Genomic DNA, 15,885 nt, shown 5'->3' on the forward strand with positions numbered 1-15,885 from the left:
CCGGGAATATTATGCCGTGATTTATTCTTCTCATATGCTTCGACTATTCAGTATACGAACGTATGGCCTTTGCCCGAACAGGCATGCACCGCGCGCCCGCCGGAGCGCAAACGCAAGAGGCCGGCGCCATGCCGGCACCGGCCTCTGATCATCGGGATTGCTGGAAAGCGGATATCAGGCCTGATGCGCAGGCCCCAGCGCATGCGGGGCGGGCCGGCCGCCGCGCGGCGCGCGGGCCAACTGCTCCGACCGCCAGCGATTGGGCGTCGTCGCGGCGAAGCGCCGGAAGACGGTGGTGAAGTGGGCCTGGGTCTGGAAACCCACGCTGAAAGCGACCTGCGCGAGCGGCTCCGCGCTCTCCAGCATCAGCTTCTGGGCGCGCTCCACGCGCAGCCGCAGCAGATATTCATGCGGCCGGACGCCTGTCGAGACGCGGAACCGGGCGGCGAAATGCATGCGGCTGAGGCCGGCGACGCGCGCCATGTCTGCGAGCGTGACGGGCTCCCAATAATGCTCCTCCATGAAGGCCAGCACCCGCTTGAGCCGCCATGCCACGAGGCCGGAGCTGGCCCGCGCCGGCTTCTGTTCCGGCCGGGGCAGGACCGGGGCCTGGCGGGCTGGGAACGGCGCGAGCCGCCCGATGCGGCGGACCTCGGCATCAAGACCCGCATGAAGGCCCGCATGGCTCTGCGCGATGGCCTCGGCGGCGGTGGATGACGTGGCATGGAACGACATGCGGAAGACCCCCAATGCTGGATGGACGGCTCCGCGCGGCCCCACCGTTGCGCCCGGCCCGGCAGCGGCGCGATCACGGCGCCAGCCCGTTCCGGCGGAAAGACCTAACGCTTCGCCGATTGGAGCCAAGCATCGGTCGCCACCGTGTTTTGCTCCATTCTACTTGGGGTTCGCCGCTCATATGATCGGGTTGCGGCGGGCATACCTTGGTATAGGCGGAAGGACTTTAGGGTTAGCGGGCTTGAGCCGGCCGGCCGTTTTTGCTGCACTGCCTGCTCGCGAGCCGGCGCATCCGCCGTTCAAACTGGCAAGATCGAGGCCTATGGCGGTGATACCGAAGCACGATAGCGGGCGACCGGCAGCCGCACGGCGCACGGCCGGCGACTGCATTCCGGCCGATCGCCGGGCGCACGCCAAACGCGCGAGGGCATGATGTCTGGTCCGGCCGGTTCCTTGTCCAGCAACAGCGCGGATGCCGCCGCCCGGCGGCGGACCGGCTCCGTGCTCGTGGCGCTGCTGTGCCTCGCGATCTTCCTCGTGGACACGCTCTCGCCGTTAGACATGGCGATTGCCGTGCTCTACGTGGTCGTCGTGACCCTGAGCGCCACCCTGTTCGGGCGCACGGGGCTGGTGACGGTCGCCGGCGTGTGCGTCCTGCTCACGATCCTGAGCTTCGGGATCATCCACGCCACCGACTACAACATCTCCTCCGCCATGCGGTGCTTCGTCAGCGTCGCAGCCATCGCCGTCACGACCTTCCTCACCCTGCGCAACCAGCAGGCGACGGGGGCGCTGAAGGAGCAGGCCGCGCTGCTCGATCTCTCCCACGACGCCATCTTCGTGCGGAACCTCTCCGATACGGTCGTGTACTGGAACCGCGGCGCCGAGCGGCTCTACGGCTGGACGCGCGCCGAGGCCCTCGGCCAGCCGGCCGGCGCGCTGCTCAAGACAGACTACCCCGCCCCCCGCGCCGAGATCATGGGCGCCGTGCTGGAGACCGGGCACTGGGAGGGCGAGATCGTCCAGACCACCCGCGACGGCGGCAAGCTCGTCTGCGCCAGCCGCTGGTCGCTCCAGCGCGACGCGCGTGGACGGCCCAGCGGCATCATGGAGACCAGCAGCGACATCACCGAACGGCAGAAGGCCGAGCAGGAGCTGCACCAGGTGCGGAGCGATCTCGCCCATGTCACCCGCGTCAGCACCATGGGCGAGCTCACCGCCTCCATCGCCCATGAGGTCAACCAGCCGCTGGCGGCGGTGGTGACCAACGGCGAGGCCTGCCTGCGCTGGCTGCGCCGCGCGGAGCCGGACCTCGGCGAGGCGGAATCCTCGGTCACCCGCATGATCGCCAACGCCCGCCGCGCGAGCGACGTGGTGGAGCGGCTGCGCGCCTTCGCCCGCCGCGGCACGCCGGTGCGCCAGGCGCTGGACAGCGCCGAGCTGGTGGAGGATTGCGTGCTGCTGCTGGAGCGGGAACTGTGGAACCACCGTGTCCGGCTGGAGCTTGCCCTCGCGCCCGGCCTGCCGCTCATCGAGGGGGACCGCATCCAGTTGCAGCAGGTGCTCATCAATCTGGTGCTCAACGCCATCCAGGCCATGGAAGAGGTTCCGGAATCCCGCCGCGTGCTGCACATCGGCACCGCGCTCGCGACGCCGCCGTGGCCCACGGACGGCGAGGCGGAGCTGACCATCTGCGTGCGCGATACCGGGCCGGGCATCGCGCCCGACATGTTCGCCACCCTGTTCTCGCCCTTCGTCTCCACGAAGGAGGATGGGATGGGCCTCGGCCTCTCCATCTCGCGTTCCATCGCGCAGGCCCACGGCGGCCGCATCAACGCCGCACTGAACAACGAGGGGGGCATGTGCTTCTCCCTCACCTTGCCAATTTCCGGCGCCACCTCCCCTTCCAGCACCAGGGACATCCGCCCGTGACCAGTCGACCGCTGACCCGCCCGGCGCCGCCCCCGAGCGCCCCCGTCGTGATCGTCGTGGACGACGACGCCAGCCTGCGTGAGGCGTTGTCCAGCCTGTTCCGCTCCATCGGGCTGGAGGTGGCGCTGTTCGCCTCCGCCGCCGAGCTTCTCGCCGCCAAGCTGCCGGATGCGCCGCGCTGCCTGGTGCTGGACATCCGCCTGCCGGGCGTGAGCGGGCTCGATTTCCAGGCCCAGCTGGCGCGGTCGGACATGGAGCTGCCCATCATCTTCATGACCGGGCACGGCGACATTCCCATGAGCGTGCGCGCCATGAAGGCGGGCGCGGTGGACTTCCTCACCAAGCCGTTCCGCGACCAGGACATGCTGGACGCGGTCTCGGCTGCCATCGAGATCGACCGCGGCCGCCGCGCCGAGCGTGCCTCCTCCTCGAAGCTGCGCGCCCTTTACGATACGTTGACCGAGCGCGAGCGCCAGATCATGGCGCTCGTCACCTCCGGCCTGATGAACAAGCAGGTTGCCGGCGAGGTGGGCCTGAGCGAAATTACCGTGAAGATTCATCGCGGTAACGTCATGCGGAAAATGGAGGCCCATTCGCTCGCCGATCTGGTGCGGATGGCGGAGGCGCTGGGGCTGAGTGCAAAAAGCTAGAATTGCAAACGTCTGTATGATTCCGGGTTGGGCAAGCCGCAGGCTATATAGGGTCAGTCCGGTGCGAACGTCCGTGCCGAGGATTGCACGTTGAGGTGCCCCGAGTGTCACGCGCGCCGACCATAACGATCATCGATGACGACGAATCCGTTCGCATCGCCACGGAGAGCCTCGTCCGCTCCCTTGGCTTCGGCGCGCGGTCCTTCGCCTCCGCCGAGGATTTCCTCGGGTCCACGGAGCGCAGCGGGACCGCGTGCGTCATCACCGATGTCCAGATGCCCGGCATGAGCGGCGTCGAGCTTCAGTCCCGGCTGCGCGCCGAAGGCGACCCGGTGCCGGTGATCTTCATCACCGCCTTTCCCGAGGAGCGCATCCGCCGCCAGGTGGACGAGGCCGGCGCCTTCGGATTCCTCGCCAAGCCGTTCGACGGCAACGAGATGATCGACTGCATCGATCGCGCGCTGCAGGCCGCCCCGCGCCGCTGAGCGCCGACGCGCCCGCCTCCCCGTTCTGCCCCCTTCCCTCTCGTTGACATGGACCCGCGCAGTGGCGGCCCTCGCGGGGGGCTCGCGCGCCCGCGCCCGAGGGCCCGCGCCCCGGCAGCCCGGCGGCCCCCATACCCTCGTATGATGCGGGCAAACGAGCGCCCAATACTTTCATTCGCCGCACGATCCTATGGTGATCGCCGTGACCCGTTACCGAGCGGTCGCCCCGGCACTTCCGCCGCGCACCGGTTTCCTTCTGCCTTTCACATAGGACGACGATCATGGACAAGACCATTGCGAAGCTGCGCCAGCAGGCGCCCCTGCGGACCCCCACCGATCTCGGCGAAGACGCTACCCGCGACATCGCCGGCGCGCTGACCGTTCTTCTGGCGGATATGTTCTCGCTTTATCTGAAGACGAAGAATTTTCACTGGCACATGTCCGGCCCGCACTTCCGCGATTACCATCTTCTTCTGGATGAGCACGGCGACCAGATCTTCGCCACCACCGACGCCATCGCCGAGCGGGCCCGCAAGGTGGGGGGCACGACGCTGCGCTCCGTGGGCCATGTCGCCCGCCTCCAGCGCCTCGCCGACAATGACGCGGACTTCGTGACCGCCGAGGACATGCTGGCCGAGCTGGCCGACGACAACAAGCGCCTCATCACCTTCCTGCGCGAGGCCCATGTGGTGTGCGAGAACTACAACGATGTCGCCACCACCAGCCTCATCGAGGTCTGGATCGACGAGGCCGAACGCCGCGTGTGGTTCCTCTTCGAGGCGACCCGGACCCGCTGATTTCCCCGCCCTCCCCTTCCTCCCCGACTGAGCCCGCCGGCATCCCCGGCGGGCCTTTTTTTGCCCGCACGGACGTGCGCCTTTGCCGGCCCCGAACGCGAGAAGGCCGGCGACCCTGTGGGCGCCGGCCTCATCGTTCCAGATCATGGCGGAAGGCTCACGCCCCCGGCGAGGTGGCATCCTGGGCCGGACCCCAGTGCGGATCGGGCTGGGCCGGCTGGCCGATGAACGGGCGGGCCGCGTTCATGGCCCGCAGCTTCGCGGGCGAAGGCAGCTGGAAGATGTCGAAGGGCTGGGCCACCGGCGCCGGCTGGGCATCGAAGAAAGTGGTTTCGCCGCGCGCCTCGGTGGGGAAGCTGGTGTCCGCGCGGGCGGTGCCCGCAACGCCGGCCACCACGAAGGCGAGAGCACCGAACGCCATGATGAACTTCGAATTCGCAGACATGAGAACCTCCTCTGTTGTCGATGATCATGTTTTACATTTCGCATCTCCTTCCCGGTATCGAACAGAAATTCATCCCAGGGATATGGTTGTCTTGCCGAATTATACGTGGGTTTATCAGACATCTCCGCGATCTGCGCGGCCCGGCCCGATGGGCAGGGCGACCTCCTCGGCGTCGGTCTCCCGCAGGAGCCTGTGCGCCAGATCGATGGGAATGAGCCGCTGCCGGACGCGGCTGACGATGGAGCGCCGCTCGGCCTGGATGGCGAGAAGGTGCATGCGCCGCTCCTCGGGCCAGGCGGCGGTTCCGCCGTCGATGCCCTCCGCCTCCAGTTGCTCCAGGCGGTGCCGGTAGTGGTCGGCGACGATCATGGCGACCGGCGGCGTGCCCGCCGTCTGCGTCTGCGCCGTATCCGCGAGCGCATCGAGCGCCGCCTTCAAGGTTGCCGCGCGCGCCGCGCGCTCCTGCTCCGCATCGGCGACATCCGGCGGCAGCTCGATGCCCCGCAGAAGGACCGGCAGCGCCACATTGGCGAGGGCGAGGGAGACCAGAATCACCGCCGCCGCGATGAACACGGCGAGATCCCGCGCCGGAAACGGCACGCCGTCCTTCACCACCAGCGGCAGGCTGAGGGCGGCCGCGAGCGTCACCGCGCCGCGCACGCCGCCGAACGCCATCACCGCCACCGAGCGCCAGTGGGGCGTGGTGCTAGGTTCCCCGCGCCGTCCGCCGGCGGGCCACCAGGAGAGCGCCGCGAGCACCCAGGCGAAGCGCAGGGCCGCGAGCGCGAGCACCGTGGCCGCCACATAGAGCCCGAGCCACCCCACCGCATGGTGCCCGCCCTCCGCGATGCTGCGCGCCGCGCCGGAGAGGATGCCGGGCATCTGCTCTCCCAGCAGGAGGAACATGATGCCGTTGAGCGTGAATTGGAGCGTCTCCCACACCGCGACGCGCCGCAGCCGCGTGAGGGGCAGCGCACGGCCCGAAACCTCGATGCGGCTCATCATCATGCCGGCGGCCACCGCGGCGAGCACGGCCGAGCTGCCGGCCGCTTCCGCCAGCAGATAGGCGCCATAGGGAATGAGCAGGCTGATGAGGATCTGGCCGGAGGTGTCCTCTCCCACCCGGCGCACCATGAAGGCCTTCGCGGTCGCCACCATCCAGCTGAAGGCGATGCCGATGGCGATGCCGCCCCCGGCGGCCCAGGCGAAGGCGGCGAGGGAGGAAAGCACCGGCACCGTCCCCGTCACCACCGCGGCGATGGCGAGGCGCAGGCAGATCAGCGCGGCCGCATCGTTGAAGAGCGCTTCGCCCTGCAGAAGGCGCAGCACGCCGCGCGGAATGGGAATGTGCCGCGCCACCGCGCCGGCGGCCACCACATCTGTGGGCGAGAGCACGGCGGCAAGGGCGAAGCACACGGCGAGCGGCATCGCCGGGATGAGCCAGTGGAGCATCAGCCCGACGCAGCCCACCGTCGCCACCACCAGCCCCAGCGCCATGGAAAGGATGAGCGGCGCGTTCGCCGCAAGGTCCGTCTTGGAGACGCGCCAGCCATCGAAGAACAGAAGCGGCGGCAGGAAAATGAGGAAGAACTGCTCCGGCTTCAGCGTGGCGCCGAAGCTCGTGAGGGAGCCGATCGCGGCGCCCACGGCCACCTGGATGAGGGGCAGCGCCACGCGATCGCCCAGCACGCGCGCCACCCAATTGGTGAGCACGACGCCGGCCAGCAGAACGAGGATGTAGCGAATGTCGGTCATGCGCACCACCGGCCTGTCTCGGCGCCGTGCGCACGCCGGCCTGGAGCATGCATGCCGCACGCGGGTGGCGCGCTCAGTCGCAAGGTTTCGTCTGAAGTTTTGAGAGCCGGCGGGCGGCGGCGGTGCGGAAGGGCCCGCACCGCCGCGCATCGGCCCGTCAGGCCTTCACGAAGGCCAGCAGGTCGGGATTGATGACATCGGCGTGGACGGTCAGCATGCCGTGGGGATAGCCGGCATAGACCTTCAGCGTGCCGTTCTGGAGCAGCTTCACGCTCAGCCGGGCGGCGTCGTCGATGGGCACCACCTGGTCGGCATCGCCGTGCATCACGAGGGTCGGCACGGCGATGAGCTTCAGATCCTCGGTCTGGTCGGTCTCGGAAAAGGCCTTGATGCCGTCGTAATGCGCCTTCGCGCCGCCGGTCATGCCCTGCCGCCACCAGTTCTGGATCACGCCCGGCACCGGCGTCGCGCCGGGCAGGTTGAAGCCGTAGAAGGGGCCGGAGGCGACATCCATGAAGAACTGGGAGCGGTTGGCCGCGAGCGCGGAGCGGAAGCCGTCGAACACCTCGATGGGGGTGCCGCTTGGATTGGTCGCGGTCTTCACCATCAGCGGCGGCACGGCGCTCACCAGCACCGCCTTCGCCACGCGCCCCTGCGGCTGGCCGTGCCGCGCCACATAGCGGGCCACCTCGCCGCCGCCGGTGGAATGGCCGATGTGGACGGCGTTCTTCAGATCGAGATGTTCCATCACGGCGGCGGCGTCGGCGGCGTAATGATCCATGTCGTGGCCGTCGCTCACCTGCGCCGAGCGGCCGTGGCCGCGACGGTCGTGCGCGACCACCCGGAAGCCCTTCTGGAGGAAGAACAGGATCTGCGCGTCCCAGTCGTCCGAGGAGAGCGGCCAGCCGTGATGGAAGACGATGGGCTGCGCCTCCTTCGGACCCCAATCCTTGTAGAAGATTTCAACGCCGTCTTTGGTGGTGACGTAGGGCATGGTCCTGGTCCTCTTGCTGTGTTCCAGAATGGGTCTTCCGTGGCGGCGGCGTGCGGGGCACGCGCGGCCCGAGATCCAGCGCCGACACAGGAACACTGTAGAAGAGGAGGCTGCGGAATGAGCCTATACGCGGGTATACTGTCTAGCCCATCAATATAGGGGAATGCATATCTTTGGGTCCGATGTCCGAACTTGTACTGCCGCGCGCGTCGCCTCAGCGGCCGGCGCGGACGCACCCGTCCGGCACCGGCGCGCCCGAGAGCCGGGCGAGCAGCCAGGACACGGCCATGGGCGCCACGGCCTTCGCCACCCCGCCATGGGATGCCCACGGCACTTCCACATAGGTCACGGGCGTGCCCGTCCGGCACAGGCGCCCCACATAGTCCCGCGTGGTGGCCGGCTCGACGAGGGCATCAAGGCTCCCCTGCGCGAAGAAGACGGGCACGCCCTTGGGGTCCGGATCGGAATTGCGGGCGATCAGCTGGTCCCAGCCGGGCCGCCGGTCGGCGCCGGAGCGCAGGAAGCCGGTCGCGCCGTAGGACAGCGCCGCCAGGCCGAGCGACACGTCGCCCAGGGGATCGAGGCTGCAATCGGCGGCGATCCGCTCCACCGTCGCCCGTGCCGCGGGCCGGACGATGCCGTCGAGCGGCAGCCGGTAGGCCTGTCCCCACGACCACGCGGCGAAGGAGGCGACGACCTGCCCCGGCAGGGTATCGATATCGTCCCGCAGGAGGCGCCTCAGCTCGGTGGGCGCGGCGGCTGCGGCGACACCGGCAAGGCGCAGCTCCGGGGCGTAGGCACGGGCCTCGGCGGCGGTGAAAAGGGCGGCGTGACCGCCTTGTGAGAAGCCCCATGCCACATAGCGCGCGCCAGCATCGGCGCCCGGCAGGTGCCGCACCGCGCGCACGGAATCGATCATGGCATGCGCCTCGCTCGCTCCGAGCAGATAGGAATGCTGTCCCGCCTCGCCCAGCCCGCCATAGTCGGTGGCCGCGACGATGACGCCGTGAGCCATCAGCTCGGAAAGGCCGTCGATGCGGGCGAAGGACTGCGCCGGGTCGCGGGAGGGCGCGCAGCGCGTCGCGACGCCGCTCGTGCCATGCCCCCATGCCACCACCGGGCGCGCACCGGCGCGACCCTCCGGCGGCAGCGCGACGAGGCCGGAGATCGCCACCGGCCGGCCGGCGTGGTCGCGCGAGCGGTAGATGATGCGATAGGCGGCGCCCGCGCCCGGCGGCGCCGGCACGGGCTCCGCCTTCAGGAGTGCGCCAGGCGGTCCCTGCCTCAGGCCGTCCGGAATGGCATAGAAGCCCTCGGACGAGACCGCCTGCGCCGGCCACAGGGCGGCGGGGAGCGCGGCGAGAAGAAGGGCGAAACAGCGTCCCGTGCCCATGGCGGAGCCTCCTTCACCCTTCATGTGCCCGGCCGTCAGCGCGCCGGATCGGACCGGCGCCGCCGGGCCGCGAGCCCTTGCAGGCCGACGGCGAAGGCGGCGAAGGCCGTGCCGAGCACGCTCACCAGGAACCAGCCGCCCGCGCCCCACGCCAGCGTCGCCGTTGCCGAGCCGAGGGCGCCGCCGAGGAACATGGCGCTCATGAGCACCGTGTTGATCCGCGCGCGTGCCTCCGGCCGCAGGGCGAAGACGATGTGCTGGTTGGAGACGAGGGCGCTCTGCATGCCGAAATCCAGCAGCATCACGCCGACGATCAGCCCGGCGAGCGATCCCCATGCGCCGAACACGACCCACGCGGCGAGGGTGACGATGGAGCCCACCAGCACCGCCAGCGTCGGGCCGCGCTTGTCGGCGAACCGTCCCGCGAGGGGCGCGGCGAGGATGCCGACCGCGCCGACAAGGCCGAACAGTCCCGCCACCTCGGCGCCGAGGCCGAAGCGCGGCTCGGCGAGGCGGAAGGCAAGGATGGTCCAGAACACGGTGAAGGCCGCGAACAGCGCCGCCTGCGTGATGGCCGCGAGCCGCAGTGCCGGAAAATCCAGCCATTGCTGCCACACCGAGTGGAGCAGCCGGTGGTAGCTCAGGCGCTGCTCCGGCCTGCTGGCGGGCAGCGTCACCGCCATCAGCCCCGCGCCGGCGAGCGCCATGGGCGCCGCAAGCCACAGCATCTCGCGCCAGCCGCCGTGGGAGGCGACGAAACCGGCGACGGTGCGGCTGAGGAGGATGCCGGTGAGAAGGCCGGCCATCACCGTGCCCACCGTGGCGCCCCTTTTCTCGGGCGCGGCGAAATGCGCGGCGAGGGGCACGATCTGCTGGGCCACCGTGGACGCGAGCCCCACCACCAGCGAGGCCGCCACCAGCAGCAGCGCCGTTGGCGCCACCGCCGCCAGCACCAGCGCCGCCGCGAGCAGCACGAACTGCACGACGATGAGCCGCCGCCGCTCCACGAGATCGCCGAGCGGCACCAGCAGTATGAGGCCGATGGCGTAGCCGAGCTGGGTGGCGGTGGGAATGGCCCCCGTCAGGGCGCCGGGCAGATCCTGCTCGATCAGCTCCAGCATGGGCTGGTTGTAATAGATGTTCGCCACCGCGAGGCCGGCGGCCGTGGCCATGGCCAGCGTCGCGCCGAAGCCGAGCGCGCCGGGCTGCGGCGCGGCGGCGAGATCGGGCGCGCCGGCAAGATCGGGCGCGGCGGAACGACCAAGGGTCGATGTCTGCTTGAAGATCATGGGTGCCTCCTTAGGGCAGCGCATCCGGCCTCAGGCCGGTGCGTGAAGCGCGGCAGCGGCGGCTTGCTCCAGCACCGCGATCAGGCTCTCCCGGTCGCGCGGGCCGTCGTAGCGAACGCCGTTGATGAAGAGGCACGGAGTGCCGTTCACGCCGGCCCGCACCCCGCCCACGAAATCCTGCTGGATGAGGGCATCATACTGGCCCTGGAAAGCCGCCTGCAGGACGCGGCGCTCGATGCCGAGCCGCGCGGCATAAGCGGTGAGGCTTGCCACGTCGAGCGCATCCTGATGCTCGTAGAGCATGTCATGGGCCGCCCAGAACACGCCGGAGGCAGCGGCCGCCGCGGCGAATTGCGCGGCACGCAGCGCGTGCGGGTGCATCTCGGTGAGCGGGAAGTTGCGGAACACGAAGCGCAGCCGCGCGCCCATCGCTTCCTGCACCGTCTTCAGCACCGGATAGGCTTCGCCGCAATAGGGGCATTCGTAATCGCCATACTCGATCAGGGTCACCGGCGCGTCGGCGGGCCCGGCCACGGTGTCGGTGGCGCTCACGGGGGGAAGACGGCGCGTCATGCCTGCGCTCCTTGTGGCTTCTGGGTGGGGGCGAGCGCGTCGAGCGCATCGAGAATGCCGTCGGCGCCGGGGTTGAGGCCGAGCGGCGAGAGATAGCTCCAGCGGATGATGCCGCCGGCATCGAGCACGAACAGCGCCCGCTGTGCGACGCCGTCCTGCGCGCGGTAGGCGCCATAGCGCCGGGCGACCGTGCCCTTGGGCTCGAAATCCGCGAGTAGCGGAAAATGCAGCTTGCGCGCCTCGGCGAAGGCCGCGTGGCACCACACGCCATCGACGGAGATGCCGACGAGCTGGGCGCCGGCGCGGTGAAACTCCGGCAGCATCTGGTTGTAGAGGCCCATCTGGTCGCCACAGACCGGGCTCCAGTCGGCCGGATAGAAGGCGAGGACGACCGGCGCGCCCCGGAGGTCGGCGAGGGACAGCATCTGGTCCGGCGTCGCCGGCAGGGTGAAGTCGGGTGCCGCCTGTCCCGGCTGCAGCAAGGGGGGTGCGGCGTCGTGCGGATCGGCCATGGGGTGCCTCGTTCGTCCCGCGTCGCGGGTGTCCAATGTCGGCAGCGACAATGCCGAGAAGGCGGGCCGGTCGACATCGGCCATAGGCTTGGGCCGCTCATACTTGGGTTTGCTTGCGGCTGCCGCGCGCCCTGCCCGTGCGATTGGGAAAGAAGCCGGCCCCAGACCCGCCGCATCTTCCCCCACCGGCTATGGGCCATGATGAGGCCCACTTGCGCCCGGCGCCGGACGCGGCGCGGCACACCCTCAGGAGACAGCCATGAACATCGATCTCACGGGCAAGACCGCCCTCGTCACCGGGTCGAGCGAAGGCATCGGTTTCGCCATCGCCCAGGGCCTCGCGCAGGCCGGCGCGGCGGTGGTCGTCAATGGGCGTTCGGAGGCGAAGGTGGCGGAGGCGGTCGCGCGCATCGGCGGCGCGGCGCGGGGCCGGGCCATCGATCTCGGCACCGCCGAGGGTGCCGCAGCGCTGGTTGCGGCCGAGTCCGCGTTCGACATCGTCGTCAACAATCTCGGCATCTTCCAGCCGTCCGACTTCTTCGAGGCCGATGACGACGTCTGGGATCGCCACTGGGCGATCAACGTCATGTCCGGCGTGCGCCTCGCCCGCGCCTATCTGCCGGGCATGGCGGCGCGCGGCTGGGGGCGCATGCTGTTCCTGGGCTCGGAATCCGCCTTCAACATCCCGGCGGACATGATCCATTACGGCGTCAGCAAGACGGCGGACGTCTCCCTCGCGCGCGGCCTCGCCAAGCGCATGGCGGGCACGGGCGTGACGGTGAATTCCATCCTCCCCGGCCCCACCCTCTCGGAGGGTGTCGCGGCCATGCTGAAGGACGCGGTGGCGGCCGGAAAGACGCTGGAGGAGGCCGGCGCCGACTTCGTGAAGGCGCACCGGCCAAGCTCCATCATCCAGCGGCCGGCGCGCGTGGAGGAGGTGGCCAACATGGCCGTCTACATCGCCTCGCCGCTCGCCTCCGCCACCACCGGCGCCGCCCTGCGCGTCGATGGCGGCGTCATCGACTTCATCGTCTGACCGCCGGAGAGACAGGCCATGGCCCCGCGCATCCTCATCGTCGGCGGCTCCATCGGCGGCCTGTTCGCCGCCGTGCTGCTCCACCGCGCCGGCTTCGACGTGCGGGTGAGCGAACGCTCGGTGCATGGCCTGGAAGGGCGCGGTGCCGGCCTCGTCGCTCAGCGCGAGGTGTTCGACATCCTGCGCGAGGTGGGCGTGGAGCATCTCGCCCATGTGGGTGTCACGGCCCACGAGCGCATCTATCTCGACCGGGATGGCGCCATCATCCACCGCCAGCGCACGCCGCAGACCCAGCTCTCCTGGGACGTGCTGTTCCGCACCTTCCGCCAGCTCCTGCCGGACGAGCGCTATGAGATCGACCGGCCGGCGGTCTCCGTGTCGCAGATGACCGGCGGCGCCCGCGTGACCTATGCGGATGGCCGGGAGGAGCGGGCGGATCTCGTGATCGGCGCCGATGGCGTCGGCTCGACCCTGCGAGGCGCCGTCAATGGCCCCAAGTCCCATCCCACCTATGTGGGCTACGCCACCTGGCGCGGGCTTATTCCAGAAGCCGAGGTGCCCGAGGCGGCGGCCGAGCAGCTCTTCGACCGCTTCGCTTTCTACGAGATGCCCGGCTCGCACATCCTCGGCTATCTCGTGCCCGGCCCGGACGGCTCCATCGCCCCCGGCCGGCGGCGCTACAATTGGGTCTGGTACCGACGCTACACGCAGGACGCGCTCGGTGACGTGCTCACCGACATTGACGGCGCCCGCCGCCCCTTCTCCCTCGCCCCCGGCCGCGTGCGCCATGAGGTCGCCGATGCGATGAAGGCCGATGCCGCGCGCCTGCTGCCGCCGTCCTTCGCGGCCATGGTGGCGGCGGAGCCGCGCCCCTTCGTTCATGCCATCTTCGATTACGCACCCCCACGGATGGTGGCGGGCCGGATCGCGCTCATGGGCGACGCAGCGTTCGTGGCCCGCCCGCACACCGCCATGGGCGTGGCGAAGGCGGCGGGCGACGCCTTCGCGCTCCGCGATGCGCTCGCCGGAAAGCGGGATATGGGCGTGGATATGGACGCCGCCCTCGCGGCCTACTCGGCGGCACGCCTGCCGGTGGGCGCCGCCATCGTCGCCTACGGCCAGCGCCTGGGGCGCGCGCTGGGCTGAGGGGATGGGAAAGGGGCAAACGAAGGTAGGTCCCCGCTTCCTTGCGTATAATTTCGCGCTGTGCGCCGACGCCTATGCTGACAGCACACACTTTCGGCCCGGCAGGCGCGACAGCGATGAATTCCCTCTCTCACGACAGCCTCGACACGCGGCCCGCGGCATGGTCCGAGGAGCTGCGGGCGCGCCTTCGTCCCCTGGCGCCTAGGCTGGTGTTCGGGTTGCGGCTCGCGGCGTCGGTTTGTCTTGCCCTCTACATCACCTATGCTCTGGAACTTCAGAATTCCTTCTGGGCGGCGACGACAGCCGCCATCGTCTGCCAGCCCAATCTCGGCACCTCGCTTCAGAAGGGGCGCTGGCGCATTATCGGGACCATCGTCGGCGCGCTGGCCATGATCGCCCTTCTGGCGGTGTTCGCCCAGCAGCGCTACGCGCTCGCCCTCAGCCTCGCCGTGTGGTGCGGGGCGTGCGGCGTCGCCGTCGTCGGGCTGCGCAATTTCGCCTCCTATGCCGCGGCGCTGGCGGGCTTCACGGCGTCCGTCGTCTTCGCCGATACGATCAGCGATCCGACCTCGGCGTTCTTCCTTTCGCTCATCCGGGTGAGCGAAATCTGCATCGGCATCGGCGCGACGGTCTTCGTCATCCTGCTCACCGATTTCGGCGCGGCCAGCCGGCGGCTCGCGGACCTGCTGCAGGAGGCCGCCGGGCAGATTTCCAGGGGCTTCCGCGCGACCCTCGTCGCGCCGGGAGAGGCGGCCGGGCAGCGCGGGAGGTTCAGGGACCTCCTGCGCGCGCTCGGCCCGCTTCACCTCGCGACGGACGCGGCCATCGCGGACTCCTCCTATCTGCGGTCCCGCGGCGGCAATCTGCGCCGCGCCTCCGCCCGTCTGATGGACGCGGTGCTGGCGTGGCAGGAGATCGCCCGCGTCGCGGATGTCCCCGGCGCTCCGGGCGAAGCGGCGCGCGCGCAACTGGACGCGGTGCTCGCGCGGCTCGATGCCCGCACCCTTGCCGCCGACCCGCAGCGGTTCCGCGATGCCTGCCGCGCGGCGCTGGAGGCCATCGAAGCCATCCCGCCCGGCGACCGGCGGACCACCGTGCTTCTGGACGCCACCCGCACCCTCGCCGCCAGCCTTGAGGAGATGGCCGAGAGCATCGCCCTGCTTCAGGGCGCGCGGGCGACGCGGGTGCAGTTCGCGCCCCGGGCCGTCGTCATCGGCGATCCGCTGCCGGCCATCGTCAGCGGCGTGCGGGTGTTCACGGCGGTGGCGGGGGCGGCGGCGTTCGCCATCTTCACCGCCTGGCCGCAAGGGCCACTCGCCATCGCGTTCGTCGCCATCGCCACCCTGATCTTCGGAGCGGCCGGCGACCAGACGCGCGCGCTGGCGGTGGACTATACCATCGGCTCGGTCCTGATGGCGGTGGTCGGCGGCGTGCTCTATTTCGGCGTCCTGCCCTTCCTCTCCACCTTCGCCGGGCTGGCGACGATGCTGGTGCTGCTGATGGTTCCCATCGGCTTCATGCAGGCGGGGAGCTGGCACCCGACCCTCTTCCTCGCCATGGCCGTCACCTCGCTGCCGATGCTTCAGATCGGCAATCCGATCGCCTACGATCCGTCCGCGTTCTTCAATGGCGCTCTGACCATCGTCGGGGGCACCGCCGCAGGGCTGGTCTGCTTCATCATCCTGCCGGTGCTGTCACCGCAGACGCGGACGCGGCGCCTCCTCGCCCTGTCCGTGCGCGACGTGCGGCGGCTGGCGGCGCGGGCGCGACCCGGCGATGCCGTGCGCTGGCGTGCGCTGATGACCCGCCGCGCGGAAGACCTGCCGCCGCAGGCGAGCGACGATGAGGCCCGCCGCCTGCTGGCCCTGTTCGCGCTCGGCCGCGCCATCATCTTCCTGCGCGCCGCGCTCCCGGATGAAGACGGGCAACAGCTCGTCACCGGCGCCTGCGTCGCGCTTGGCGATGGCCGCCCGGCTGCCGCCCGCGACGCCTGTGCCGAGTTGGCGGCGCGGCTGGACGAAGCGGCCGCGACGCCCGCCGCCACGCAGATACGGGCGCAGCTCGCAACCCTCATCGGCACGCTCGACGCCCTCGCGGAATGTCTCGATGACACCCCGCGCCAGCGCGCCCGTGCGTCCTGACC

The 15,885-nt window shown here is 70.2% G+C and carries 15 protein-coding genes; 7 read left to right on the forward strand and 8 right to left on the reverse strand.

Translation table 11 applies throughout. From position 1 onward, the window contains the following. Positions 1-174 precede the first annotated feature (174 nt). The gene (locus J2126_RS07060; RefSeq protein WP_209485185.1) at positions 175-735 is read right to left on the reverse strand and encodes a helix-turn-helix domain-containing protein; all 561 of its coding nucleotides are present in this window, start codon (positions 733-735) and stop codon (positions 175-177) included. Positions 736-1,188: 453 nt separating this feature from the next. Here J2126_RS07060 and J2126_RS07065 point away from each other — a divergent pair, with 453 nt between their 5' ends. The 4 genes from J2126_RS07065 to J2126_RS07080 all read left to right on the forward strand — a co-directional run bounded on the left by J2126_RS07065 (position 1,189) and on the right by J2126_RS07080 (position 4,599). After that, entirely contained in the window at positions 1,189-2,667 is a 1,479-nt protein-coding gene (locus J2126_RS07065) for a two-component system sensor histidine kinase NtrB (RefSeq protein ID WP_245327234.1), read from the forward strand. An 11-nt stretch (positions 2,668-2,678) separates the two neighbouring features. Continuing rightward, positions 2,679-3,317: a response regulator transcription factor gene (locus J2126_RS07070; RefSeq protein ID WP_209489944.1), complete on the forward strand. Its 639-nt coding sequence runs from the start codon at positions 2,679-2,681 to the stop codon at positions 3,315-3,317. A 104-nt stretch (positions 3,318-3,421) separates the two neighbouring features. Beyond that, complete coding sequence (locus J2126_RS07075; protein WP_209485189.1) at positions 3,422-3,802, forward strand: response regulator transcription factor; 381 nt, start codon at positions 3,422-3,424, stop codon at positions 3,800-3,802. Positions 3,803-4,083: 281 nt separating this feature from the next. Further along, entirely contained in the window at positions 4,084-4,599 is a 516-nt protein-coding gene (locus tag J2126_RS07080) for a Dps family protein (RefSeq protein WP_209485191.1), read from the forward strand. Positions 4,600-4,756: 157 nt separating this feature from the next. Here J2126_RS07080 and J2126_RS07085 read toward each other — a convergent pair whose 3' ends face one another. From J2126_RS07085 to J2126_RS07115, 7 genes are all read right to left on the reverse strand, one after another. Then, positions 4,757-5,044, reverse strand: coding sequence for a hypothetical protein (locus J2126_RS07085; RefSeq protein WP_209485193.1), 288 nt, complete (start codon positions 5,042-5,044; stop codon positions 4,757-4,759). A 114-nt stretch (positions 5,045-5,158) separates the two neighbouring features. Further along, positions 5,159-6,799, reverse strand: a complete 1,641-nt coding sequence (locus J2126_RS07090; protein WP_209485195.1) for a Na+/H+ antiporter — start codon at positions 6,797-6,799, stop codon at positions 5,159-5,161. A gap of 157 nt (positions 6,800-6,956) precedes the next feature. Continuing rightward, entirely contained in the window at positions 6,957-7,793 is an 837-nt protein-coding gene (locus J2126_RS07095) for an alpha/beta fold hydrolase (protein WP_209485197.1), read from the reverse strand. A gap of 214 nt (positions 7,794-8,007) precedes the next feature. Continuing rightward, complete coding sequence (locus J2126_RS07100) at positions 8,008-9,186, reverse strand: lipase family protein (RefSeq protein WP_209485199.1); 1,179 nt, start codon at positions 9,184-9,186, stop codon at positions 8,008-8,010. 35 nt (positions 9,187-9,221) lie between these two features. Continuing rightward, complete coding sequence (locus tag J2126_RS07105; protein ID WP_245327759.1) at positions 9,222-10,358, reverse strand: MFS transporter; 1,137 nt, start codon at positions 10,356-10,358, stop codon at positions 9,222-9,224. Positions 10,359-10,505: 147 nt separating this feature from the next. Next, complete coding sequence (locus J2126_RS07110; protein WP_209485203.1) at positions 10,506-11,048, reverse strand: DsbA family protein; 543 nt, start codon at positions 11,046-11,048, stop codon at positions 10,506-10,508. Then, the gene (locus tag J2126_RS07115; protein WP_209485205.1) at positions 11,045-11,560 is read right to left on the reverse strand and encodes a peroxiredoxin; all 516 of its coding nucleotides are present in this window, start codon (positions 11,558-11,560) and stop codon (positions 11,045-11,047) included. Before J2126_RS07115 ends, J2126_RS07110 begins: the two co-directional genes overlap by 4 nt. Before the next feature lie 259 nt (positions 11,561-11,819). Here J2126_RS07115 and J2126_RS07120 point away from each other — a divergent pair, with 259 nt between their 5' ends. The 3 genes from J2126_RS07120 (at position 11,820) to J2126_RS07130 (ending at position 15,883) form a co-directional block, all read left to right on the forward strand. Beyond that, a complete protein-coding gene (locus tag J2126_RS07120) occupies positions 11,820-12,596 on the forward strand; it encodes an SDR family NAD(P)-dependent oxidoreductase (RefSeq protein ID WP_209485207.1) in 777 nt (258 codons plus the stop codon). An 18-nt stretch (positions 12,597-12,614) separates the two neighbouring features. Continuing rightward, the gene (locus tag J2126_RS07125) at positions 12,615-13,742 is read left to right on the forward strand and encodes an FAD binding domain-containing protein (protein ID WP_209485209.1); all 1,128 of its coding nucleotides are present in this window, start codon (positions 12,615-12,617) and stop codon (positions 13,740-13,742) included. A 116-nt stretch (positions 13,743-13,858) separates the two neighbouring features. Then, positions 13,859-15,883: an FUSC family protein gene (locus tag J2126_RS07130; RefSeq protein WP_209485211.1), complete on the forward strand. Its 2,025-nt coding sequence runs from the start codon at positions 13,859-13,861 to the stop codon at positions 15,881-15,883. The last annotated feature ends 2 nt before the right edge of the window (positions 15,884-15,885 follow it).

It is taken from the genome of Xanthobacter flavus (assembly GCF_017875275.1).
In the GTDB taxonomy this organism is placed as follows: Bacteria; Pseudomonadota; Alphaproteobacteria; order Rhizobiales; family Xanthobacteraceae; genus Xanthobacter; species Xanthobacter flavus_A.

Coding starts and splice junctions, on each gene's coding strand:
- J2126_RS07060 (WP_209485185.1), bottom strand. CDS start 735: ATGTCGTTCCATGCCACGTCATCCACCGCCGCCGAGGCCATCGCGCAG.
- J2126_RS07080 (WP_209485191.1), top strand. CDS start 4,084: ATGGACAAGACCATTGCGAAGCTGCGCCAGCAGGCGCCCCTGCGGACC.
- J2126_RS07085 (WP_209485193.1), bottom strand. CDS start 5,044: ATGTCTGCGAATTCGAAGTTCATCATGGCGTTCGGTGCTCTCGCCTTC.
- J2126_RS07090 (WP_209485195.1), bottom strand. CDS start 6,799: ATGACCGACATTCGCTACATCCTCGTTCTGCTGGCCGGCGTCGTGCTC.
- J2126_RS07095 (WP_209485197.1), bottom strand. CDS start 7,793: ATGCCCTACGTCACCACCAAAGACGGCGTTGAAATCTTCTACAAGGAT.
- J2126_RS07100 (WP_209485199.1), bottom strand. CDS start 9,186: ATGGGCACGGGACGCTGTTTCGCCCTTCTTCTCGCCGCGCTCCCCGCC.
- J2126_RS07105 (WP_245327759.1), bottom strand. CDS start 10,358: ATGGCCACGGCCGCCGGCCTCGCGGTGGCGAACATCTATTACAACCAG.
- J2126_RS07110 (WP_209485203.1), bottom strand. CDS start 11,048: ATGACGCGCCGTCTTCCCCCCGTGAGCGCCACCGACACCGTGGCCGGG.
- J2126_RS07115 (WP_209485205.1), bottom strand. CDS start 11,560: ATGGCCGATCCGCACGACGCCGCACCCCCCTTGCTGCAGCCGGGACAG.
- J2126_RS07120 (WP_209485207.1), top strand. CDS start 11,820: ATGAACATCGATCTCACGGGCAAGACCGCCCTCGTCACCGGGTCGAGC.
- J2126_RS07125 (WP_209485209.1), top strand. CDS start 12,615: ATGGCCCCGCGCATCCTCATCGTCGGCGGCTCCATCGGCGGCCTGTTC.
- J2126_RS07130 (WP_209485211.1), top strand. CDS start 13,859: ATGAATTCCCTCTCTCACGACAGCCTCGACACGCGGCCCGCGGCATGG.